This is a genomic window from Pseudomonas cichorii (assembly GCF_018343775.1).
GTDB classification, from domain to species: Bacteria; Pseudomonadota; Gammaproteobacteria; order Pseudomonadales; family Pseudomonadaceae; genus Aquipseudomonas; species Aquipseudomonas cichorii.
Genome location: NZ_CP074349.1, coordinates 2,069,341 through 2,090,542 on the forward strand (window position 1 = coordinate 2,069,341; position 21,202 = coordinate 2,090,542).

A 21,202-nucleotide genomic window follows, 5' to 3' on the forward strand; every position below is an offset into this window, starting at 1 on the left:
GCGATCCCGTTTTCGGCTGGAACCGGTCGATACCGTTCAGCAGCCGTTCATAGTCAATCAACGAGATGTTCGCGCTTGAGCGCAGGAAATAAAGCGTTTTGAAAAAATCCACCACAGCACCCAGCTCTGTTCCGCTCTGGCGGCAGCAACTGCATTATCGGCTCAAGGAAGGTGCACTGATTGCCTTTGGTGCCTTGTGCCTGTACCTGATGATGGCTCTGTTGACCTACGATCAGAGCGATCCGGGCTGGAGCCATACCAGCAGCTCCGCGCAAGTCCAGAACGCCGCAGGCCGTGCGGGTGCCTTCTGCGCCGATATCCTGTTCATGGTCGTTGGCTATTTCGCCTACATTTTCCCGTTGTTGCTGGCCATCAAGGCCTGGCAGGTCTTCAGTCAGCGTCACGAGCCGTGGCAGTGGAGCGGCTGGCTGTTCTCCTGGCGCCTGATCGGTCTGGTATTCCTGATTCTGGCCGGTGCAGCGCTGGCGCACATCCACTTTCATTTCGCAGCGGGCTTTCCGGGCTCGGCAGGCGGTGTGCTGGGTGAAGTGCTTGGCGATCTGGCCAAGAAAGCCCTCAACATCCAGGGCAGCACGTTGTTGTTCATCGCCTTGTTCCTGTTCGGCCTGACGGTATTCACCGACCTGTCCTGGTTCAAGGTCATGGATGTGACCGGCAAGATCACCCTCGACCTCTTCGAGCTCATCCAGAGTGCCGCCAACCGCTGGTGGGTCGCTCGTACCGAGCGTAAGCAGATGGTCGCGCAATTGCGTGAAGTCGACATGCGTGTCGACGAAGTGGTGGCGCCGGTCGTCCCCGATCGTCGTGAGCAGGTCAAGGCCCGCGAGCGTCTGATCGAGCGTGAAGAGTCCCTGAGCAAACACATGACCGAGCGCGAGAAACACGTGCCAGCAGTCATTGCTCCGGCACCTGCCAAGGCGCCCGAGCCGAGCAAGCGTGTCCAGAAAGAGAAGCAGGTGCCGTTGTTTGTCGACAGCGCCATCGAAGGCACCTTGCCGCCTATCTCGATTCTTGATCCGGCCGAAAAGAAACAGCTCAACTATTCGCCGGAGTCATTGGCGGCCGTAGGCCATCTGCTGGAAATCAAGCTCAAGGAGTTCGGCGTCGAGGTCACGGTGGATTCCATCCATCCGGGGCCGGTCATTACGCGCTACGAAATCCAGCCTGCCGCCGGGGTCAAGGTCAGCCGTATTGCCAACCTTGCCAAGGACCTTGCACGCTCACTGGCCGTGACCAGCGTCCGTGTGGTCGAGGTGATTCCCGGCAAGACCACCGTCGGTATCGAAATCCCCAATGAAGACCGCCAGATCGTGCGGTTTTCCGAGGTGCTGTCCTCGCCCGAGTATGACAATGCCAAGTCGCCGGTTACCCTGGCGCTGGGTCATGACATCGGTGGCCGTCCGGTCATCACCGATCTGGCCAAGATGCCTCACCTTCTGGTGGCCGGTACGACCGGTTCCGGTAAGTCCGTGGGTGTGAACGCCATGATCCTGTCGATCCTGTTCAAGTCCGGCCCGGAAGACGCCAAGCTGATCATGATCGACCCGAAAATGCTTGAATTGTCGATCTACGAAGGCATTCCGCACCTGCTGTGTCCGGTCGTGACCGACATGAAGGATGCGGCCAACGCCTTGCGTTGGAGCGTTGCCGAGATGGAGCGTCGTTACAAGCTGATGGCGGCCATGGGAGTGCGTAACCTTGCCGGCTTCAACCGCAAGATCAAGGACGCCGAGGAAGAGGGCAACCCGATTTCCGACCCGATGTATCGTCGTGAAAGCATTCATGACGAAGCGCCGTTGCTCACCACCTTGCCGACCATCGTGGTGGTGGTCGACGAGTTCGCCGACATGATGATGATTGTCGGCAAGAAGGTTGAAGAACTCATTGCCCGTATCGCGCAAAAGGCGCGGGCAGCCGGTATTCACCTGATCCTGGCAACCCAGCGCCCGTCCGTGGACGTCATCACCGGTCTTATCAAGGCCAACATCCCGACGCGCATGGCCTTCCAGGTGTCGAGCAAGATCGACTCGCGGACCATCATCGATCAGGGTGGCGCCGAGCAACTGCTGGGTCATGGTGACATGCTGTACATGCCGCCCGGTACAAGTCTGCCGATTCGTGTGCATGGCGCCTTCGTTTCCGACGAGGAAGTCCACCGTGTCGTGGAAGCCTGGAAAATGCGTGGCACGCCAAACTACAACGACGATATTCTGGCTGGCGTCGAAGAGGCTGGTAGCGGCTTCGAGGGCGGTAGCGGCGAAGGTGGTGAAGACAGCGAAAGCGATGCCTTGTATGACGAGGCAGTGAAGTTCGTTCTCGAAAGCCGCCGTGCATCGATCTCGGCTGTGCAGCGTAAACTCAAGATTGGTTACAACCGTGCTGCGCGGATGATCGAGGCGATGGAAATGGCGGGTGTCGTGACGTCCATGAACACCAATGGCTCGCGTGAAGTCATTGCGCCAGGCCCGATGCGCGACTGATTTAATCCCATAGCGCAGGTAGCGTGCCCGGTACGCTACCTGCGCTTCATGAATCCAATGAGGAATCCCATGCGTCTTATCCGCATGCTATTGGCAACTGCACTGACTTTCTCCGCGATCCCGGCCCATGCCGACAGCAAGGACGTGGCGCGACTGACCCAGTTGCTGGAAAAATCCCAGACCCTCACGGCGCGCTTTTCCCAGCTGACGCTGGATGGCAGCGGTACGCAATTGCAGGAAACCTCGGGTGAAATGGCTTTGCAGCGCCCGGGTCTGTTCAACTGGCACACCGATGCGCCGCAAGAGCAGTTGATGGTTTCCGATGGCAAGAAGGTTTCCCTCTGGGACCCTGACCTGCAACAGGTCACCATCAAGACTCTGGATCAGCGCCTGACCCAGACGCCAGCCTTGCTGCTGTCCGGTGATGTGTCGAAGATCAGCGAAAGCTTCGATATCACTGCCAAGGAAGCCGGTGGCGTGATCGACTTCGTGCTCAAGCCCAAGACCAAGGACACCCTGTTCGACAACCTGCGTCTGTCTTTCCGTAACGGCATCATCAACGACATGCAGTTGATCGACAGCGTCGGCCAGCGCACGAATATCCTGTTCACCGGCGTCAAGGCCAACGAGCCGATTGCGGCCAGCAAGTTCAAGTTCGACATTCCCAAAGGTGCCGATGTCATCCAGGAATAAAGGGGCTTAACCTCAGATCATGGACCTGTTTCGTAGTGAACCGATAGCTCAGCCACTGGCTGCACGCTTGCGTGCGACCAATCTGGACGAGTATGTCGGTCAGGAACACCTGCTGGCTCACGGCAAGCCTCTGCGTGAGGCGCTGGAGCAGGGTGCTCTGCATTCCATGATCTTCTGGGGGCCACCGGGTGTGGGTAAAACCACACTGGCTAAGCTGCTGGCCAAGGTTTCCGATGCGCATTTTGAAACCGTTTCGGCAGTGCTCGCCGGGGTCAAGGAAATCCGGCAGGCCGTCGAAGTGGCCAGGCAGCAGGCCGGCCAATACGGGCGTCGCACCATCCTGTTTGTCGATGAAGTCCACCGCTTCAACAAGTCGCAGCAGGACGCCTTTCTACCGTACGTTGAAGACGGCACCCTGATCTTCATTGGCGCGACCACTGAAAACCCTTCGTTCGAATTGAACAACGCCTTGCTTTCGCGAGCGCGGGTCTATGTCCTCAAGAGCCTGGACGAAGCTGCCTTGCGCAAGCTGGTGCATCGGGCGCTGAACGAAGAGCGTGGCTTGGGCAAGCATCACCTGAGCCTGAGTGATGAAGGTTTCGAGATGCTGATGTCGGCGGCTGATGGTGACGGTCGACGCATGCTCAACCTGCTGGAAAACGCCTCCGATCTTGCCGAAGATGGTTCGCAGATCAGTGTCGATCTGCTGCAAAGCCTGCTTGGCGACAGTCGTCGCCGTTTCGACAAGGGTGGTGAAGCGTTCTACGACCAGATATCCGCTCTGCACAAATCCATTCGTGGCTCCAATCCCGATGCGGCCTTGTACTGGTTTGCACGGATGATCGATGGTGGCTGCGATCCGCTGTATCTGGCGCGTCGTGTGGTTCGCATGGCCAGCGAAGATATCGGCAATGCCGATCCGCGTGCCTTGCCTCTGTGCATGTCCGCCTGGGATGTGCAGGAGCGTCTCGGCAGCCCGGAAGGCGAGCTGGCAGTGGCCCAGGCCATCGTTTATCTGGCCTGCGCGCCCAAAAGCAATGCGGTTTACATGGGCTTCAAGGCGGCGATGCGAGAGGCGACCGAGCACGGTTCGCTTGAAGTCCCGCTGCATTTGCGCAATGCGCCGACCAAACTCATGAAGCAACTGGGTTATGGCGAAGAATACCGCTATGCCCACGATGAGCCCGATGCCTACGCGGCCGGTGAAGACTACTTCCCCGAAGAGCTGGAACCACGCGAGTATTACAAGCCGGTGCCCCGTGGCCTGGAGCTTAAAATCGGCGAAAAGCTCAAACATCTGGCTTCATTGGACGCCGTCAGCCCTCGTCAGCGGAGAAAGTAGTGATTCAGACGATTCTTGCGGTGTCCGTAGCCGGTATCGCTGGTACATTATTGCGCTTTGCTGCAGGAACCTGGGTAAGCGCCAACTGGCCGCGGCATTTCTATACGGCAACTCTGGCGGTGAATATCGTCGGTTGCCTGATAATCGGCGTGCTTTACGGCTTGTTTCTGATTCGCCCGGAAGTGCCCATCGAGGTTCGTGCCGGCTTGATTGTCGGCTTTGTAGGCGGTCTGACGACCTTTTCATCCTTTTCACTGGATACGCTGCGCCTGCTGGAAAGCGGGCAAGTACCGATGGCGCTGGGCTATGCGGGTATCAGCGTGTTCGGCGGGCTGCTCGCAACCTGGGTTGGCCTGTCCCTGACCAGACTTTGATAGACGAGAGAACGATATGCTCGATTCCAAACTGTTACGTACCCAACTTCAGGACGTAGCGGATCGCCTGGCTTCCCGTGGTTTCACGCTGGACGTAGCGCGCATCGAATCGCTGGAAAACCAGCGCAAGACGGTACAGACCCGCACCGAACAGTTGCAGGCCGAGCGTAATGCCCGTTCCAAATCCATTGGTCAGGCCAAGCAGCGCGGCGAAGACATCGCGCCTTTGATGGCAGATATCGATCGCATGGCCGAAGAGCTCAACAGCGGCAAGAAAGAGCTGGACAGCATTCAGTCCGAGCTGGACGCCATGCTGCTGAGCATGCCGAACCTGCCTCACGAGTCCGTGCCGGTGGGCGCTGACGAAGACGAGAACGTCGAAGTGCGTACCTGGGGCACGCCTGCTTCCTTCGATTTCACCGTTCAGGACCACGTTGCACTGGGTGAGAAGTACGGCTGGCTGGACTTCGAAACCGCCGCCAAGCTGTCCGGCGCACGCTTTGCTCTGCTGCGCGGGCCAATCGCCCGTCTGCACCGCGCCCTGGCGCAGTTCATGATCAACCTGCATATCAACGAACACGGCTACGAAGAGGCGTACACGCCTTATCTGGTCCAGGCGCCTGCCTTGCAGGGCACCGGTCAGTTGCCGAAGTTCGAGGAAGACTTGTTCAAGATCTCCCGCGACGGTGAAGCGGATCTGTACCTGATCCCGACGGCAGAAGTGTCGTTGACCAACATCGTTTCCGGCGAAATCCTCGACCCGAAACAACTGCCTCTGAAATTCGTTGCCCACACGCCATGCTTCCGCAGCGAAGCCGGTGCTTCGGGGCGCGATACCCGCGGCATGATTCGCCAGCACCAGTTCGACAAGGTCGAGATGGTACAGATCGTCGCTCCGGACCAGTCCATGGAAGCGCTGGAGGGCCTGACCGCCAACGCCGAGCGCGTCCTGCAATTGCTGGAGCTGCCTTATCGCGTACTGGCTCTGTGTACTGGCGACATGGGCTTCAGCGCCGTCAAGACCTACGACCTTGAAGTCTGGATTCCGAGCCAGGCCAAGTTCCGTGAAATCTCGTCGTGCTCCAACTGCGGCGACTTCCAGGCGCGTCGCATGCAGGCCCGCTGGCGCAACCCGGAAACCGGCAAGCCGGAACTGGTTCATACCCTGAACGGTTCGGGTCTGGCTGTTGGCCGTACCCTGGTCGCGGTGCTGGAAAACTACCAGCAGGCTGACGGTTCGATCCGTGTGCCTGAAGTGCTCAAGCCTTACATGGGCGGCATCGAGGTCATCGGTTAAATGGAATTCCTGCCGCTGTTCCACAATCTGCGTGGCAGTTGGGTGCTGGTCGTCGGTGGCGGCGAGATTGCCTTGCGCAAGTCTCGCCTGCTGGCCGAAGCCGGTGCGCTGTTGCGGGTGGTCGCGCCCGACATCGAAGAGCAACTGCGCGAGCTGGTCGAGCGCAGCGGTGGCGAATTGATCCTTCGCGGTTACAGCGAAGGCGATCTGGACGGCTGTGTATTGGTCATTGCCGCCACCGACGATGAGCCGCTCAATGCCCAGGTGTCGCAGGACTCCAGGCAGCGTTGTGTTCCCGTCAATGTGGTGGATGCGCCTGCCTTGTGCACGGTCATTTTCCCGGCCATTGTCGACCGTTCACCCCTGGTAATTGCGGTCTCCAGTGGCGGCGATGCACCTGTGCTTGCACGTTTGATCCGCGCCAAGCTGGAAACCTGGATACCTTCTACCTACGGTCAGTTGGCCGGGCTTGCGGCGCGTTTTCGCAATCAGGTCAAAGGGCTGTTTCCGGATGTCCAGCAGCGTCGGGCGTTCTGGGAAGATGTTTTCCAGGGGCCTATCGCCGACAGGCAACTGGCCGGGCAGGGCAGCGAAGCCGAGCGGTTGCTGATCGCCAAGATTGCAGGCGATGCGCCCAAGGCGCAGGGTGAGGTTTATCTGGTGGGTGCCGGTCCCGGTGATCCTGACCTGCTGACCTTCCGCGCCTTGCGCCTTATGCAGCAAGCCGATGTCGTGCTGTATGACCGTCTGGTGGCTCCAGCCATTCTCGACCTCTGCCGTCGTGACGCCGAGCGCGTCTATGTGGGCAAGCGTCGCGCCGAGCACGCACTGCCTCAGGACCAGATCAACCAGCAACTGGTTGCCCTGGCCAAAGAAGGCAAGCGTGTTGTACGTCTGAAGGGCGGTGATCCGTTCATCTTTGGTCGTGGTGGCGAAGAGATCGAAGAGCTGGCTTCCCATGGCATCCCGTTTCAGGTCGTACCGGGCATCACGGCGGCCAGTGGTTGCGCGGCTTATGCCGGGATTCCGCTGACCCATCGCGATTATGCGCAATCGGTGCGTTTCATCACCGGGCACCTGAAAGATGGCACCAGCAATCTGCCCTGGGATGATCTGGTTTCGCCCGCACAGACCCTGGTGTTCTACATGGGCTTGATCGGGCTGCCAATCATCTGTGAGCAACTGATCAAGCATGGTCGATCGGCGGACACGCCAGCTGCATTGATTCAGCAGGGCACGACTTCCAGCCAGCGAGTCTTTACGGGCACTCTGGCCAATCTGCCTCAGCTGGTGGCAGAGCATGAAGTTCATGCTCCAACACTGGTGATCGTGGGGGAGGTCGTTGTGTTACGCGAAAAACTGGCCTGGTTTGAAGGCGCGCAATCCAGCGTCTGATCCTTGGGATAGCCCGCTTGCGGGCTATCCGTCCTTGCTTCAGCTCCAGATTCCCTTGCCCGGCAAACGCTCGCGGTCATGGCTGGCTTCCAGATTCAACGCCGGACCTTTCGGGACGATGCCTGTCGGGTTGATGGTGCGATGGCTGGCGTAGTAATGGCCTTTGATATGCTCAAGGTCTACTGTTTCTGCAATCCCTGGCCACTGATACAGCTCCCGCAGCCAGTTGCTCAGGTTGGGGTAGTCGGCGATGCGCCGCAGGTTGCACTTGAAGTGGCTGTAATAAACCGCATCGAAACGCACGATGGTGGTGAAGAGCCGAACATCGGCTTCGGTCAGGTATTCACCCGCCAGATAGCGATTTTCTCCCAGCAGCTTTTCCAGCACATCCAGCTCGGTGAACAATGCATCGAATGCTTCTTCGTACGCGCCTTGCGAGGTGGCAAAACCTGCCCGGTACACACCGTTATTGACGTTGGGGTAAATCTGCTCGTTTAGCAGATCGATCCTTGATTGCAGGGCGCTCGGGTAGAGGTCCAGATGATTGCCTGTCAGGCCATTGAATGCCGAGTTGAACATGCGGATGATTTCCGCCGATTCGTTGCTGACGATACGCTGCTGCTGTTTGTCCCACAGCACCGGCACGGTGACGCGGCCGGTATAGCGCGCATCATCTGCGGTGTAGCGTTGATGGAGAAACTGCAGGTTGTCGAGCTTATCGCCCGTCGAGCCTGTCTGTGGGTCGAAGGTCCAGCCGTTTTCCAGCATCAGCCAGCTGACTACCGAAACGTCGATCAGATCTTCCAGGCCTTTGAGTTTGCGCAGGATGAGGGTGCGGTGAGCCCATGGGCAGGCCAGCGATACGTACAGATGGTAGCGACCCGTTTGGGCTGCAAAGCCGCCTTCACCAGTAGGGCCGGGTTTGCCGCTGGCCGTGACCCAGTGACGACGCTGGGCGTTTTCCCGTTGGAATGCCCCATCCTTGCTGCTTTCGTACCACTGGTCATGCCAGCGTCCTTCGATGAGAAGGCCCATGTCTGACTCCAATCTGTAAATGAATATAGGTTGTGAGTCAGTCTAATCGAGTTGGTTCGACAGAAAAGCGCAAAGAGTGGCCTTCCATGATCGAGTAAATCGATAGGTTACAGGGCCTTGTCTCGGCGATCCCAGAAGCTTTGGGCTTGCTCAAAGGCTTCCTCGCGCGGGATACCGAGCCCGCGCAAAGCCAAGGCAATGGTGGACATCAGGGCGAGTTGCGGATAGCTGTCTTCTATCTCGCCGCGCCACAAGGCCACCAGTTGCTGTGGTTCCAACGTTGCGGGTTTGACGTGGCGTCTTGGCGAGAGCGCAGGCCATTCCTCATCCCAGGCTTGCCCGTTGCTGGTGCCGTACAGGTGGCTGATGGTGTCGGGGTTGATCTCGATTTCGCCGCCATCGCCCTTCACGACAATGGCATTGTCGCCCAGCAAGGTGCTGGCCTCGCGATGCACGCTTTGATAGCCAGGGTGAAAGATGCTCTGCAGGCCGCAACGGGCATTCAGCGGGTTGAGAACCCTGGCCAGGGAGTGAATCGGTGAGCGCAGGCCCAGTGTGTTGCGCAGATCAATCATGCGTTGCAACTGCGGCGCCCAGTCGCCCAGCGGAATAAATGCCAGATTGTGTTGCTCCAGCGCGGTTTCCACCGTTTGCCAATTGCGGCATAGCGGGATATCCAGCAGGCCGAGCAATTGTTCCGTATAAAGCCGCCCGGCGGTATGCGCGCCGCCGCCATGCAGCAGCACCTTGATGCCGTTTTGCGCCAGGCACTTGGCGGCCAGCAGATACCAGGGCAGGTGGCGCTTCTTGCCGGCGTAAGTCGGCCAGTCGATATCGACCTGTATAGGCGGGGCCGTGAGGCGTTCGCGAACCGCTTCGGTGAAACCGGCCAGCTCTTCCGGGCTTTCTTCCTTGTGGCGCAACAGCATCAGGAAGGCACCGAGTTGCGTGTCTTCGACCTTTTCATCGAGCAGCATGCCCATGGCTTCCCTGGCCTCTTCGCGGGTCAGGTTGCGGGCGCCGCGTTTGCCTTTGCCCAAGGCTCGGACGAACTGGGCAAAAGGATGCTCGGCAGGTGTTTCGGTGACGAGGGGAGCGTAATCGTTCATATGCAATTGGTCGGCTTCGGCAGGCCCGCCAGCTTGGCGGCCAGTTTGGCGGGAGTGCCATTGAACAGGCGGTTGAGATGCATGCTGTTGCCTTTTTCCGGCCCCAGTTTGAGTGCGGTGTACTTGATCAATGGGCGAGTGGCAGGCGAGAGCTGAAATTCTGCATGGAAATCGCGTAGCAGCTCCAGGATTTCCACATGCTCAGTGCTCAGGGCAATACCTTCCTCGGCCGCCAGCGCATGGGCCACTTCCAGCGACCAGTCGTTCAGGTCCCGAAGGAAACCCTCCTTATCCAGGGCAATGCTGCGTTCGGCAACGATCAACTGTTTCATAACCAGGTATTGACCTTGTCGAAGCGGATCGTCAGTTCGACGAAGCCTGGATAATCGATGCCATTTGCACCTTCAGGCAACTTAAGGTTACGGGCTTTTATATCTTCATCCAGCGCGAACAGTTTGAGCGCGGGCAGCTGTCTTTCCAGTGCCTGCAAGGGGGCGCTGGAGGGTATCAAGGCGTAAGTTGCATCGCCGCACAGCAGCAGGCCGTCATTTGGCCCCAGCAGGCTCAGGCAGCTATCCAGCCGTGTATCGGCGAAGGGCGAGTGAGAAAGAACGTGCAAGGTAGCCATCAGATCGTTATCACTTGGTCGTAGCGGTCAATAAGGGCCGATAACTCGGCTCTTGCGGGCAGATGATGGATTTCGGCATCCAGTTCGGCATGCGGCATGCCGCGTGCTGCCAGGCTTTGGCCGCAGGCATAGACCTCTTCCACGCCAAACATCGCCAGCGCTTTCAGATTGGCGGTGAGGTCTTTTTGTTGCAGCGCCGAGGCGTTCTGCTGTGGCAGCAACTGAAACACGCCATCATCCATGAACAGCAGCCCCACCGGCAGGTCATAGGCGCCGCCTGCCAGCACGATATCCAGCGCTTCACGGGCACTCGTGCCTGACCAGGGGGGCTGGCGGCTGATGATCAACAGTGACTTGGCCATTTCAAGGCCCTCCGAAACAGATCAATCGATCCGCCGATTGCACGGCGTCGTGCAACTGGCCCAGCCCGGACAATTCCCAAGGCTCAAGGAGATTGGCGGATGGGCGCTGATAGCGCTCGGCTTCTTCTGCATTCAGCACACCACGACGCAAGGCGGCTGCGATGCAGACCACGCCATCAAGCTGGTGCTTCACGATGAAGTCGCGCCATTGCTGTGACAGGTCCTGCTCATCCTGTGGCGACACGACATTGGCCGAAGCACTGTGGACGCCATCCTGATAAAAGAACAGACGCACAATCTCATGGCCGCCTGCCAATACAGCCTCTGCAAACAGCAGGGCGCGTCGAGAGGAGGGCGCATGGGCCGCGGAAAAAAGGGATATGGCGAATTTCATTGTCGGCTCTGTCGGCGGAACATGCGCAATGATAAAGAATTCACGGAGGCTGGACAGCAAAAAGCCCGCGAAGGCGGGCTTTTTGTTGAAACCGGACAGCTATCAGTCGTCGCGGCTCATGATGCCGAAGATCTGCAACAGGCTGACGAACAGGTTGTAGATCGATACATACAGGCTGACAGTCGCCATGATGTAGTTACGCTCGCCGCCATGGATGATGGCACTGGTCTGGAACAGGATGCAGACCGAGGAGAACAGCACGAAACCTGCGCTGATCGCCAGTTGCAGCCCGCTGATCTCGAAGAACAGGCTGGCCAGTACGGCGCCCATCAGAACGAAGAAGCCAGCAGTGATGAAGCCACCCAGGAAGCTCATGTCCTTGCGGGTCATCAGCACATAAGCCGACAGACCGCCGAACACCAGAGCCGTCATTGCGAACGCCGAGCTGACAACTTCAGCGCCGCCCGACATGCCCAGGTAACGGTTGAGGATCGGGCCCAGCAGGAAACCCATGAAGCCGGTCAGGGCGAACGTCGAAACCAGACCCCACACCGAATCACGCAGCTTGTTGGTGAGGAAGAACAGGCCGTAGAAGCCGATCAGCACCACGAAAATGTTCGGGTAGCCGACGCGCATCTGCTGGGCTACAAAGGCCATGACGCCGCTGAAAGCCAGGGTCAGGGCGAGAAGACCGTAAGTGTTGCGCAGGACACGACGAACCTCTAGCTGGTCGGCCTGCATGCCGGTTTTAAGGGCGTAATCCTGTTCGCGCATTGCGAAACTCCTTCCTGTTGAAATGTTGAGTTGCAAAGATCATAACAGAGGCGCTGCAACTGGCCACCTAGAGAGTTTGACAGCTTGTTTCATTCCGGTATTATGGCGCCCGCAACGCAAGTGGAAGTATGGCCGAGTGGTTTAAGGCAGCAGTCTTGAAAACTGCCGACTGTAACAGGTCCTAGAGTTCGAATCTCTATGCTTCCGCCATATTCGATACGTCAAAGCCCTGATTATTCAGGGCTTTTTCGTTTCTGGCCTTCAGAGGGCTTCGCGAATGAATTCGCCCCTGCGCGTACTGTGTGGGAGCGAATCGGGCGGCGCTCCGCTCATTCGCGAAAAGGCCCCTGACGCACCTCCACCCAGGCCAACGAGCGCTCCAGCTCAGCCTTGGCCATGCCAATCAAATGCGCCACTGAAAATGCCAGGTCGCGTTTTGGGCCGTTGAGGCTATCTCTGGTTTTGCAGGCCATGGCTGCGCACTCAACCTTTGTCCGATGTGATGGCGTTCTTGATGACCGACACCTACAGCGCCCACGATCTGGTAGTGGTGAGTTGGAATCGTGCAATGAGTGCATTCGAGATGAGGTAGGTGCTTCTTCGCGGTGAAGACCGTCGATGACTTCTCAATCGGAGTTTTATCTCTTTAGCTCTGCGCAGTGATCCCATCGAGACTACTGATTCATAGCTGTTCTATTGCGGCGGACGCCAAACAGCCAAATATCAAAGTGCAGAGTTTGGAAGGAGGCGTAAGTTGTTCAGGTTTGTTGGCAAATTCAGGTCTGAGGGAAAACGCCTTGTTGCTTATCGCAAAGGTGTTTTTCCGAATTAGGTCTCTTGTGTTTGATCTGAGCGTGCTGCCAAGATGCTTCGTGAGGCTGAATAATGATGTTTCTAGACAGTCCCCCTCCTGGAAGGCTTCCTGCGGGTATCGGTTTGCTTGGTTGGTGACCATTGTCCGCTGAACGTATTCAGGCATGCGTAAAAATAAGGTTCTTGGCCGTTCACTGCGGTTAGAAATCTATCGTCAAAGCGGGGCATTGTGTTGTCCTGTTAGGAACGTTTTTGGGAAAGAGGTACGCGCCGTTGAATCCTGATGTCCACGCTGCAAAGATCGATTTCGATCTTCCCCTTCAGTCTGACACTGCCCTAGCTAAAGATCAGTTATCCCGGGAGGGGTTTGCGAACATCGCGGCTGAATCGCCCCGGGTTTCGTAGACACCTCCATGCCTTAAAATGAGGCCAATCAGGAGGTGCCATGAGCAACCCGCGTTATCCCGAAGAATTCAAAACCCAAGCGGTCAATCAAGTGACCGAAAAGAAGCTTCCCGTCGCTGACGTAGCGGCCCGTCTTGGTGTGTCGACGCATAGCCTCTATGCGTGGATAAAGCGCTACAGCAAACCTCAAGAAGAACGGCAGCAAGACGATGACCAGCACGCTGAACTGCGTCGACTGCGAGCGGAACTCAAGCGGGTCACTGAAGAGCGAGACATCTTAAAAAAGGCCGCCGCGTACTTTGCCAAGGAGTGCGGCTGAAGTACGCCTTTATCAAGCAGCGCGCGGGCGACTATTCCATTCGACGGCTTTGCCTGACGCTGAAAGTCCATCCCAGTGGTTATTACGCCTGGTTGTCTGAGCCGCAATCTGCACGCGCTAAAGATGATCAGCGATTGCTGGGTTTGATTAAGCATTCATGGCTGGAGAGTGGCGGAGTGTATGGCTATCGCAAAATCCATGATGATCTTCGCGAGGTCGGTGAAGATTGTGGTCGGCATCGTGTGGCGAGGCTGATGCGTCTTGAGGGGCTGCGCTCTCAGACAGGGTATCGACGACGCCCTGGAAAGTACGGAGGTAAGCCAGCAGTCGCCTCACCCAATTTACTGAAGCGCCAGTTCGATGTCGTAGAACCCAACAAAGTGTGGGTCACCGACATCACCTACATTCGCACGTACGAAGGCTGGCTGTATTTGGCTGTGGTGCTGGATCTGTTTTCTCGTCAGGTCGTTGGCTGGTCAATGAAGTCGCAGATGACCAGTGATCTAGCCATTGATGCGTTATTGATGGCGGTTTGGAGGCGTAAGCCGAAACAGGAGGTGATGGTTCACTCCGACCAAGGCAGCCAGTACAGCAGCACCGATTGGCGCAGTTTTTTGAAGGCGAATAATTTGGTTGCCAGCATGAGTCGCCGAGGCAACTGTCATGACAACGCCGTAGCCGAGAGCTTTTTCCAGCTTCTAAAGCGGGAGCGTATCAAGCGGAGAATCTACACCACGCGGCAAGATGCTCGTAGCGATGTGTTCGACTACATCGAGATGTTCTACAACGCAAAACGCCGGCATGGTTTCAACAATCAGCTGTCACCGGTAGAGTTTGAAAAGCGTTACGCAATGAGCTTGCAAGGTGTCTAGAGAATCCGGGGCGATTCAGTTTGTCCATCACGGCCCTGCTACCCACGCGTCAGCTTGTACCGTACCGGGTTAAGGTTTTTCTCGATAAGCTAGGTGAAATTCTTTCCTCTCTGGATGTATAACTTAACGTTCGACTAAGCGACCTGTCGTCACCTCCAAAGCACGCATGGCCAAAGTCACATGACACTTTTCTAATTCTTAAAGGGTGCGAGTATTGATCGACAGATACAAAATTTACTAAATTTAAGTACGAATAAAATAGTTTCGGCAGAGTGCCAAGGCTGAGGGCGATTCGATCGCGCGCAGGTTTAAATAAAATTTAGAAAAGACTGCCTTTGGGTATCTGAACCTGATCATGAAGAGATGTAATTAAGCGATTCAGACTCGCAATGGTAGACGCGGGCGTCTAATTAACGGCGCGCCCGGTCTCTGCATTTGTGATTCAAACAGAATCTGAATATTTACTCTTCAGGAAATCAACAAAAACACGTAACTTTGCAGGCATCTGAGTACGGTGCGGGTAGTAAAGGAAGAAAGGTTCACTGGGAGGGCAGTAGCTATCAAGTATGATCTGCAATGTGTGATCGGCTAGCTGCGCTTGTGCAAACTCCTTAAACACATACGCAATGCCAATGCCTTGACAAGCGGCAGAGACTACGGCCCTCATTTCGTCAAAGATTACGTTGCCAGCTACGTTAACCTGTACGTCCCTTTCCTCTATTCGGAACACCCACTCGTATAGTTGCCCGCGAGGGTGGAGCCGTTGTCGAATGCAGCGGTGCTTCAACAGATCCTGAGGCGTTTGTGGCACGCCGTGCTGCTGCAGATATTTTGAAGAGGCAACAACAATACGGTGCTGCTGCGCGCCCAAGGGTATACCGACCATGTCTCGCTGTACGGTATGACGCTGACGAATGCCCAAATCAAAACCATTGGCAACGATATCAACGGGCTCATTGTCGACGGATATTTCGACGGTGATTTGGGGGTAAATCGTGAGAAACTCAGCCAGATACGGCTCAATCATTGTTACAAAAGCGACGTGTGATGTATTAACTTTCAGCTCGCCGCTGGGTTGGTTGTAAGACGAGCGTACTAGCTCGATCGCATCCTCTACAGATTCAAGCGCGGGCGCCAATGCGGATAATAATTGCTTGCCGGCATCGGTTAGCGAGACGCTGCGGGTTGTGCGATTCAAAAGCCTCGCTCCAAGAACTTCCTCTAATTGCTTGATGGTTTTTGATATGGCGGTAGTACTGACACTGAGTTCGCGTGCTGCACGAGTGAAGTTGAGAGTGTGAGCGACCGTGACGAAAACAGACAGCGCAGGCAATAGACAAGGTGAGTAAGCAGCGGTTACGGGCGTCAGCATTTCTTTATCAACCTATGGTTCATAGCGTGTGAACATTAGAGTCACTTATCGTCAATCGTCCTCGCGCTTAAGCTGGGCATCCTTGATTGATTGACGCATGAGGATGTTGCTTTGCTTACGAATCGTACACCAAGATCTGAATATGAAAACCGTTGGAAGCGTGCTCAGGCTACGGCACGGGCTAGCGGTGTTGAGGCGCTCGTGGTTTGGGGGAAGGGCGGCGGGACGGTAGATACAGCCAATGACCTAATTTATCTCGCTAACTATTGCCCCGTATTCCCATACATTCCTGACCTCCCTGGGGTCTGGGCGGGGTTGTCCCATGGCGCGGTGATTATACCTGTCAATGGCGAACCTATTCTGATCACTGAGACAGACGCCATCCGCCGAGATGTGGTTAGCGTGCAGGACGTCCGCTCAGCGAATGGCTTCGTTCCCGACAAGGTAGCGGAGACCCTTCGTGAGCTAGGGTTGGGTAATTCACGTGTCGGCCTAGTGGCAGGGCCATGGTTGGTAGCGTCCATTTATAAGCGACTGCTCAACTGTGCGAAGGGCGTTGACTTCATCGAACTGGACTATGCAATCGAAGCTCTTCGAACCCATAAGTCCGAGTTTGAATTCGAATTGCTTCGTGAAGCAGCGCTGGTTGGTAACGCCGCGATGGAGGCTATGATGAAAAGCGCCTCCACTCCCGGCACCTCGGAAGCTGATGCCGTGGCTGAAGCCTATAACATTGCCATCCGGAGAGGGAGCGCCATGATCGACGCCGCATGCTCCTCGGGCCGACATTCAGCTTTGTATTCTGACGGCATGGCACCTAACTGGACGACCCGACCGCTTGAGTCGGGTGACATCTTTCACTGCGATATGTATGGAGCTGCCGTCGAGGGCTATTGCTGGGATTTCTCACGATCTGTAGTAGTAGGCGGCAAATGGAGCGCAGGTCAAAACGAGGCGTATGACGGTGCGATTGCTGCAATTGATGCGGGTGTTGCGGCATGCCGCCCCGGCATTTCTGCCCACGCTCTCCACGAAGTTGTGTTCGCAGAGCTGAAAAAGCGGGAGATTTACTGCGGTTATCCGTTGCATGGCCATTCGTACGGCATCGGCTGGGAATCCCCATGGTTGGTACCTGGAAATGAGACGAAGATCGAAGCAGGTATGTCCATAGCTATTGAATGTATGGCAGGGCGAGACGACATTGGATACGTAAAGTTCGAGCACAACGTTTTGGTTCATGCTGACAGGACTGAGCTCATCTCAACGTGTCCAGCCCGTTTATAGAAGTCAGCCGTCAAGTGTTCCGTGCCCGTGGCAACTTCGTGCTGCGGGCACGGCAAATTCGTTATTTCAAACGTTACCACCCACAGACAATATTTTTGCTATCTGGTTGACGTTCAGTTTTCTTGATCCTGACTACCGCGTGCAGTGGAAACTTGAGGAAGCGGAAACAACAGCTGTTACTCATCTATAAATTCGGTAGTCAGCATCCAAGAAGTTTCACGAATAACGCCGGGTAACTGTCACTAGACGGCGTTAGATCCTGCAGCAATTCCCCTCGCGGTAGATGACGTACTGCCTTATTGCTCGGCAAAGGCAAGGCAAAGGCAACAACGCGACGCCTACGACGTACATATATTCCCCTAGCCCTTTGAGGGTGCTTTCCTGAATGCTTGTCGATACATCGTCGGATTCGTCCCGACGATATTCAGAAAATGCTCCCTCAAAGATGTCGAAGAATTAAAGCCAACCTCTGCCGCAACGTGTTCGATGGGTAGATCAGTCGCTTCCAGCAAGCATTGCGCGCGAGTTACTCTTGCATGGATCACCCACTGAAGAGGGCTTAGGTGTTAGCGCTGATTGAAAACTGACCCACCCTGCCGATTGAAAATTGACCCAGGATGGATTGCTGATTTTTGCCCCAGCAATTGTGAATAAGCTTAGCAGCAGTGTGCCGATTCAAGACGCATCAAGCCCCACCGCATGCAGCAGGGCATTTATGGTGCGGATCAAAATGGCTCATCGTCCTCGATATCATTTCCGTCCTTTCGCTTTCGTTCGCGTGTTTTGATCTTTGTCTGGGCAGCCAATGTGCTGTGTTGTAGGCGGTAGGACTCGTTGCCCGTTTCGACGATGTGGCAGTGGTGTGTCAGCCGATCCAGCAACGCGGTGGTCATCTTGGCGTCGCCAAACACACTCGACCATTCCGAGAAGCTCAGGGTGGTGGTGATGACCACGCTGGTGTGTTCGTACAGTTTGGACAGCAGGTGAAATAACAGGGCGCCACCGCTTTGGCTGAAGGGCAAATATCCGAGTTCATCCAGTATCACCAGGTCTGTGCGCAGCAGTGCCTGGGCGATTCGCCCTGCCTTGCCATCGTACTTCTCACGCTCCAGCAGATTCACCAGATCCACCGTGGAAAAGAAGCGCACGCGTTTGTTGTAGGCCGTGATTCCGGATACAGCCAAGGCACTGGCCAGGTGTGTTTTCCCGGTGCCAGGGCCGCCGATGAACACGACATTCTGCGCGGTTTCAGTGAACGCCAAGCTGGATAGATCGCTGACCAGCCGGGCATCAGCGCTGGAAGCGCTGAAGTCAAAGCCAGCTAAGTCACGGTGCATGGGGAGTTTTGCCATGTTCATCTGATGATTCACCGAGCGCACCGCGCGATCCGCATGTTCCTGCTGAAGCAGATGTTCCAGCAGCCATTTCGATGAAGCCGTCGACGCTGTTCCTTGAGAGACCAGTTCTTCCCAAGCACTGGCCATGCCGTGCAGGCGCAGTTCTTTGAGTTCAGTCATTAGGTCACGCATTGCGATTCTCCTCATCGGTCGTACGGAGCCGGTCGTAGCGTGCTGTATTGGCAACCGGCGCCACTTTGAGTTGCAGGCTGGTTTCTACACAGGGAGGTGGTGCGGTGGAGGTCAGGCGGGCAACGACATTGAGGATGTGATCGGCGCTCAGACTTCCCGATTCAAGTACCAGCTCCACCGCCACCAGCACTGGTTCGAGACCGGCGATGGGCACAGCAGCCAGTACCTGCATCATGATTCGATCACCGTTGGTGTGACGCCTCAGTCCGCGTTTAAGAAGCTGTAACGGTTTTGGCAGATCATCAGCAAATGGAGCGCCATTGCGCAGTGCACCAGGCTTGCGTTCGATGAGTGGGATGTAGTGCTGCCAGTCAAAACCGACCTGATCTCGATCAAAGAGGCGCTCGTGACTGGCGATCACCGTTTCGTCGGCAATGACCACGATTCGCGAAGGGTACAAACGGCTGCTGACCCATTGACCCACACGCTCGCAAGGCACCGAATAACGATTGCGCGCCACGCTGATCAGGCAGGTGCTAGAGACACGGACGGTGCGTTCCACGTAGCCATCAAAGGCCGTCGGCATCGGCATCATTTCAGCCTGCTCCAGCTCCAGGACTTCTGCCACCGTCAAACCGTTGTACTGCGGATGTACAAGTTCAGCCCAGAGCGTACGACAGCGTTGGCCGAGCCAGACGTTCAGCTCCTCGAAGGTATGGAACATGCAATTTTGAGCATCGAGCCAGATTCGCCTCCGGCTGTCTTGCACGTTCTTTTCGACGATGCCTTTCTCCCAGCCAGAGGCCACGTTGCAGAAGTCCGGATCGAACAGATAGTGCGCGCACATCACGGAAAACCGGGCATTGACCGTGCGGCCTTTGCCTTTGTTAACCTTGTCGACAGCCGTTTTCATGTTGTCGTAGATGCCGCGACGTGGCACGCCACCCAACGCTCCAAACGAGCGCGTATGGGCATCAAATAGCATCTCGTGGCCTTGGCTGGGGTACGCAACCAACCAGAATGCGCGGCTGGCGCACAGCTTCATGTGGGAGACCTGGACACGTCGAAAAAGACCACCGATCAGCAGACCTTCTTCGCTCCAGTCAAATTGAAAGGCCTCACCGAGAGCAAACGTCAGCGGTACAAAAGCGCGTAAAGACTTGCCTTGCTCCCCTCGCCAAGAGCGGACAAACGCCGTGAGCTGGCTGTAGCCGCCGTCGTAACCCTCGGCCTTGATCTGCTCGAAAAGCGCTTTGGCGCTCCTGCGGTTGTGTCTTGGCCGGAACGAATCGGCCTTGAGCGCCTGCTCCAGGGTCTCGTGAAAAGGGCTGAGCTTATTGAAGGTTGCGCACCGTTGGTACGCTGGCTGAGTGGCTTCGGGCGCTCTGACCCATTTTCGGATGGTGTTTCTCGACAGCCCGGTACGCTTGGCTATCTGATGCAGCGAGAGCTTGTCGCGGAAGTACATCCGCCGGATTTTTCCCAACATTTCCATGCTGATCACCCTGTGTTCTCCTGCTCAAAAAGTGAGCAGAAGCAGTTGAACACCTGGGTCAGTTTTCAGTCGGCAGAACAGCCTCTACTGGGTCAGTTTTCGGTCAGCGGCAACACACCATCGCCACCCTGGCCGAAAAATTCGGTGCATCTAGGGTGCTAAGCGGTGAAGGTCTGCCGCTGCCGACTGAATTGAAGGTCGGTAACACCAACTACCTAGTCGTCAGCGCGAAGATCAAGACAGCTGGTAAGAGCAAGAATGGTTCCAGTATTTTGAAAGCCAAGGGGGATGGTACGGAAGCTTACAATAGCTTCTGGCAAGCACTCAGCGACAGTCAGCGCAGTCCTGGTGCGCAGTTCGATTACTACACGTCGGTGAAGCTACATCGCTTCAAGGCATCCCTCGATACCATCTGCCAAGGCATCGATGTCGACCTCAAAAAGAAGCTTTCTGCATCAGCTATCGAGAAATGCTTGCAGGAATTGGCACTCAAAGAGTCGATTTTCCGGGACAAGACCGTGACTATCAGCGGTGCAACTTTGCCTGATCATGCGCTACAGCTGGTGAGCTGCCGAAGGGACTGGAACGAGAACGTCTACATTCAGGTACTCGATGTGACCGTAAGCAGTGAGACCATCAAGATCGAACGCTCGCGCCGGTTTGATGAGACCTGCAAAGGTGAGTTCAATTATGAGTACAAGCAACTGGGCACCGTTTTTGGAAAGGAGGGCACCAAGGCTTTCGACGTCCTTTGGAACAAAGCGTTTTTGATCCGAGACGTGCGCTCGAATACTTGGCTGAATGCATACAACACCATTCGCGTGCCCTCGATCATCGGCAACACACTATTCGACAACCAGGAGCGCCAAGACGATGGTACGTCACCGTCCCGTCAGGTTCGCGCTGAAGTAGCTTCACTGCCGTACTACCTGACACCCACAAAGCAGAACCAGCGTCACAGCGTGTTCATTCAGGACAACGGTTTGGAAGGGGCTCTGTATTTCGTGGCGTCAAACAAAGCCACAAACGGAACGATTGCAAAGCAAAGCTTGATGTACAACGTTGTGATCACCGACGAGGAGGGTACGCGCATTCCTGTCCTGAACCACCCATTGGGCGAGTTGTTCTTCTCAAGCTTTACCTATGATGTCGTGAGGCTTCGCGAAGCGGCCAAGAGCTCGATCTTCCAGAAAATTGTAGAGGTCTGAA

General features: G+C 56.2%; 21 protein-coding genes and 1 tRNA gene. 10 read left to right on the plus strand and 12 right to left on the minus strand.

Annotation, left to right across the window (positions count from 1 at the left end):
* Window positions 1-98 precede the first annotated feature (98 nt).
* The 6 genes from ftsK to cysG all read left to right on the plus strand — a co-directional run bounded on the left by ftsK (window position 99) and on the right by cysG (window position 7,602).
* Window positions 99-2,501, plus strand: coding sequence for a DNA translocase FtsK (ftsK, locus tag KGD89_RS09230; RefSeq protein ID WP_025259497.1), 2,403 nt, complete (start codon window positions 99-101; stop codon window positions 2,499-2,501).
* A gap of 69 nt (window positions 2,502-2,570) precedes the next feature.
* Entirely contained in the window at window positions 2,571-3,194 is a 624-nt protein-coding gene (lolA, locus tag KGD89_RS09235; RefSeq protein ID WP_025259498.1) for an outer membrane lipoprotein chaperone LolA, read from the plus strand.
* A gap of 19 nt (window positions 3,195-3,213) precedes the next feature.
* On the plus strand, window positions 3,214-4,536 hold the full coding sequence (locus KGD89_RS09240) for a replication-associated recombination protein A (protein ID WP_025259499.1): 1,323 nt from the start codon (window positions 3,214-3,216) through the stop codon (window positions 4,534-4,536).
* Entirely contained in the window at window positions 4,536-4,910 is a 375-nt protein-coding gene (crcB, locus tag KGD89_RS09245) for a fluoride efflux transporter CrcB (RefSeq protein WP_025259500.1), read from the plus strand. Before KGD89_RS09240 ends, crcB begins: the two co-directional genes overlap by 1 nt.
* A 16-nt stretch (window positions 4,911-4,926) precedes the next feature.
* Window positions 4,927-6,207 (plus strand): serine--tRNA ligase, encoded by a 1,281-nt coding sequence (gene serS, locus KGD89_RS09250; RefSeq protein ID WP_025259501.1) that lies wholly within the window; start codon window positions 4,927-4,929, stop codon window positions 6,205-6,207.
* A complete protein-coding gene (gene cysG, locus KGD89_RS09255) occupies window positions 6,208-7,602 on the plus strand; it encodes a siroheme synthase CysG (protein WP_025259502.1) in 1,395 nt (464 codons plus the stop codon).
* A 39-nt stretch (window positions 7,603-7,641) separates the two neighbouring features.
* On the opposite strand, the gene KGD89_RS09260 is transcribed toward cysG, so the two are convergent.
* From KGD89_RS09260 to KGD89_RS09290, 7 genes are all read right to left on the minus strand, one after another.
* Entirely contained in the window at window positions 7,642-8,637 is a 996-nt protein-coding gene (locus tag KGD89_RS09260) for a glutathione S-transferase family protein (protein WP_025259503.1), read from the minus strand.
* 107 nt (window positions 8,638-8,744) lie between these two features.
* The gene (locus KGD89_RS09265) at window positions 8,745-9,746 is read right to left on the minus strand and encodes a glycosyl transferase family protein (RefSeq protein WP_025259504.1); all 1,002 of its coding nucleotides are present in this window, start codon (window positions 9,744-9,746) and stop codon (window positions 8,745-8,747) included.
* A complete protein-coding gene (locus KGD89_RS09270; protein ID WP_025259505.1) occupies window positions 9,743-10,078 on the minus strand; it encodes a TusE/DsrC/DsvC family sulfur relay protein in 336 nt (111 codons plus the stop codon). Before KGD89_RS09270 ends, KGD89_RS09265 begins: the two co-directional genes overlap by 4 nt.
* Window positions 10,075-10,374: a sulfurtransferase complex subunit TusB gene (gene tusB, locus KGD89_RS09275; RefSeq protein WP_025259506.1), complete on the minus strand. Its 300-nt coding sequence runs from the start codon at window positions 10,372-10,374 to the stop codon at window positions 10,075-10,077. Before tusB ends, KGD89_RS09270 begins: the two co-directional genes overlap by 4 nt.
* Window positions 10,374-10,736 (minus strand): sulfurtransferase complex subunit TusC, encoded by a 363-nt coding sequence (tusC, locus tag KGD89_RS09280; RefSeq protein WP_025259507.1) that lies wholly within the window; start codon window positions 10,734-10,736, stop codon window positions 10,374-10,376. The genes tusB and tusC overlap by 1 nt, the downstream gene beginning before the upstream one ends.
* Before the next feature lies 1 nt (window position 10,737).
* The gene (gene tusD, locus KGD89_RS09285; RefSeq protein ID WP_025259508.1) at window positions 10,738-11,130 is read right to left on the minus strand and encodes a sulfurtransferase complex subunit TusD; all 393 of its coding nucleotides are present in this window, start codon (window positions 11,128-11,130) and stop codon (window positions 10,738-10,740) included.
* Between the two features lie 102 nt (window positions 11,131-11,232).
* Complete coding sequence (locus KGD89_RS09290) at window positions 11,233-11,904, minus strand: Bax inhibitor-1/YccA family protein (protein ID WP_025259509.1); 672 nt, start codon at window positions 11,902-11,904, stop codon at window positions 11,233-11,235.
* Between the two features lie 122 nt (window positions 11,905-12,026).
* Between KGD89_RS09290 and KGD89_RS09295 the strand changes: the two genes are divergently transcribed.
* A tRNA-Ser gene (locus KGD89_RS09295) sits at window positions 12,027-12,114 on the plus strand.
* Window positions 12,115-12,233: 119 nt separating this feature from the next.
* Here KGD89_RS09295 and KGD89_RS09300 read toward each other — a convergent pair.
* Window positions 12,234-12,377 (minus strand): hypothetical protein, encoded by a 144-nt coding sequence (locus KGD89_RS09300; protein WP_162883720.1) that lies wholly within the window; start codon window positions 12,375-12,377, stop codon window positions 12,234-12,236.
* A 785-nt stretch (window positions 12,378-13,162) separates the two neighbouring features.
* On the opposite strand from KGD89_RS09300, the gene KGD89_RS09305 reads away from it, so the two are divergent.
* Window positions 13,163-14,313 (plus strand): IS3 family transposase gene (locus tag KGD89_RS09305; RefSeq protein ID WP_117148206.1). Its coding sequence is split into 2 segments (ribosomal slippage): window positions 13,163-13,397 and window positions 13,397-14,313, totalling 1,152 coding nucleotides; the frame shifts between segments, so codons are not numbered across the junction.
* A gap of 442 nt (window positions 14,314-14,755) precedes the next feature.
* Here KGD89_RS09305 and KGD89_RS09310 read toward each other — a convergent pair.
* Complete coding sequence (locus tag KGD89_RS09310) at window positions 14,756-15,685, minus strand: LysR family transcriptional regulator (protein WP_025259511.1); 930 nt, start codon at window positions 15,683-15,685, stop codon at window positions 14,756-14,758.
* Window positions 15,686-16,000: 315 nt separating this feature from the next.
* Here KGD89_RS09310 and KGD89_RS09315 point away from each other — a divergent pair, with 315 nt between their 5' ends.
* Window positions 16,001-16,969, plus strand: a complete 969-nt coding sequence (locus KGD89_RS09315; RefSeq protein ID WP_143008760.1) for a M24 family metallopeptidase — start codon at window positions 16,001-16,003, stop codon at window positions 16,967-16,969.
* Window positions 16,970-17,328: 359 nt separating this feature from the next.
* On the opposite strand, the gene KGD89_RS09320 is transcribed toward KGD89_RS09315, so the two are convergent.
* The 3 genes from KGD89_RS09320 to istA all read right to left on the minus strand — a co-directional run bounded on the left by KGD89_RS09320 (window position 17,329) and on the right by istA (window position 19,993).
* Window positions 17,329-17,514, minus strand: a complete 186-nt coding sequence (locus KGD89_RS09320) for a helix-turn-helix domain-containing protein (RefSeq protein ID WP_074569214.1) — start codon at window positions 17,512-17,514, stop codon at window positions 17,329-17,331.
* A gap of 180 nt (window positions 17,515-17,694) precedes the next feature.
* Window positions 17,695-18,498: an IS21-like element ISPsy20 family helper ATPase IstB gene (gene istB / locus KGD89_RS09325; protein WP_025259513.1), complete on the minus strand. Its 804-nt coding sequence runs from the start codon at window positions 18,496-18,498 to the stop codon at window positions 17,695-17,697.
* Window positions 18,491-19,993 carry an IS21-like element ISPsy20 family transposase gene (istA, locus tag KGD89_RS09330; protein WP_155951541.1) on the minus strand — a complete coding sequence of 501 codons (1,503 nt, stop codon included), beginning with the start codon at window positions 19,991-19,993 and terminating at the stop codon, window positions 18,491-18,493. The genes istB and istA overlap by 8 nt, the downstream gene beginning before the upstream one ends.
* A 155-nt stretch (window positions 19,994-20,148) precedes the next feature.
* On the opposite strand from istA, the gene KGD89_RS09335 reads away from it, so the two are divergent.
* The gene (locus tag KGD89_RS09335; protein ID WP_025259515.1) at window positions 20,149-21,201 is read left to right on the plus strand and encodes a hypothetical protein; all 1,053 of its coding nucleotides are present in this window, start codon (window positions 20,149-20,151) and stop codon (window positions 21,199-21,201) included.
* Window position 21,202: the final 1 nt, after the last annotated feature.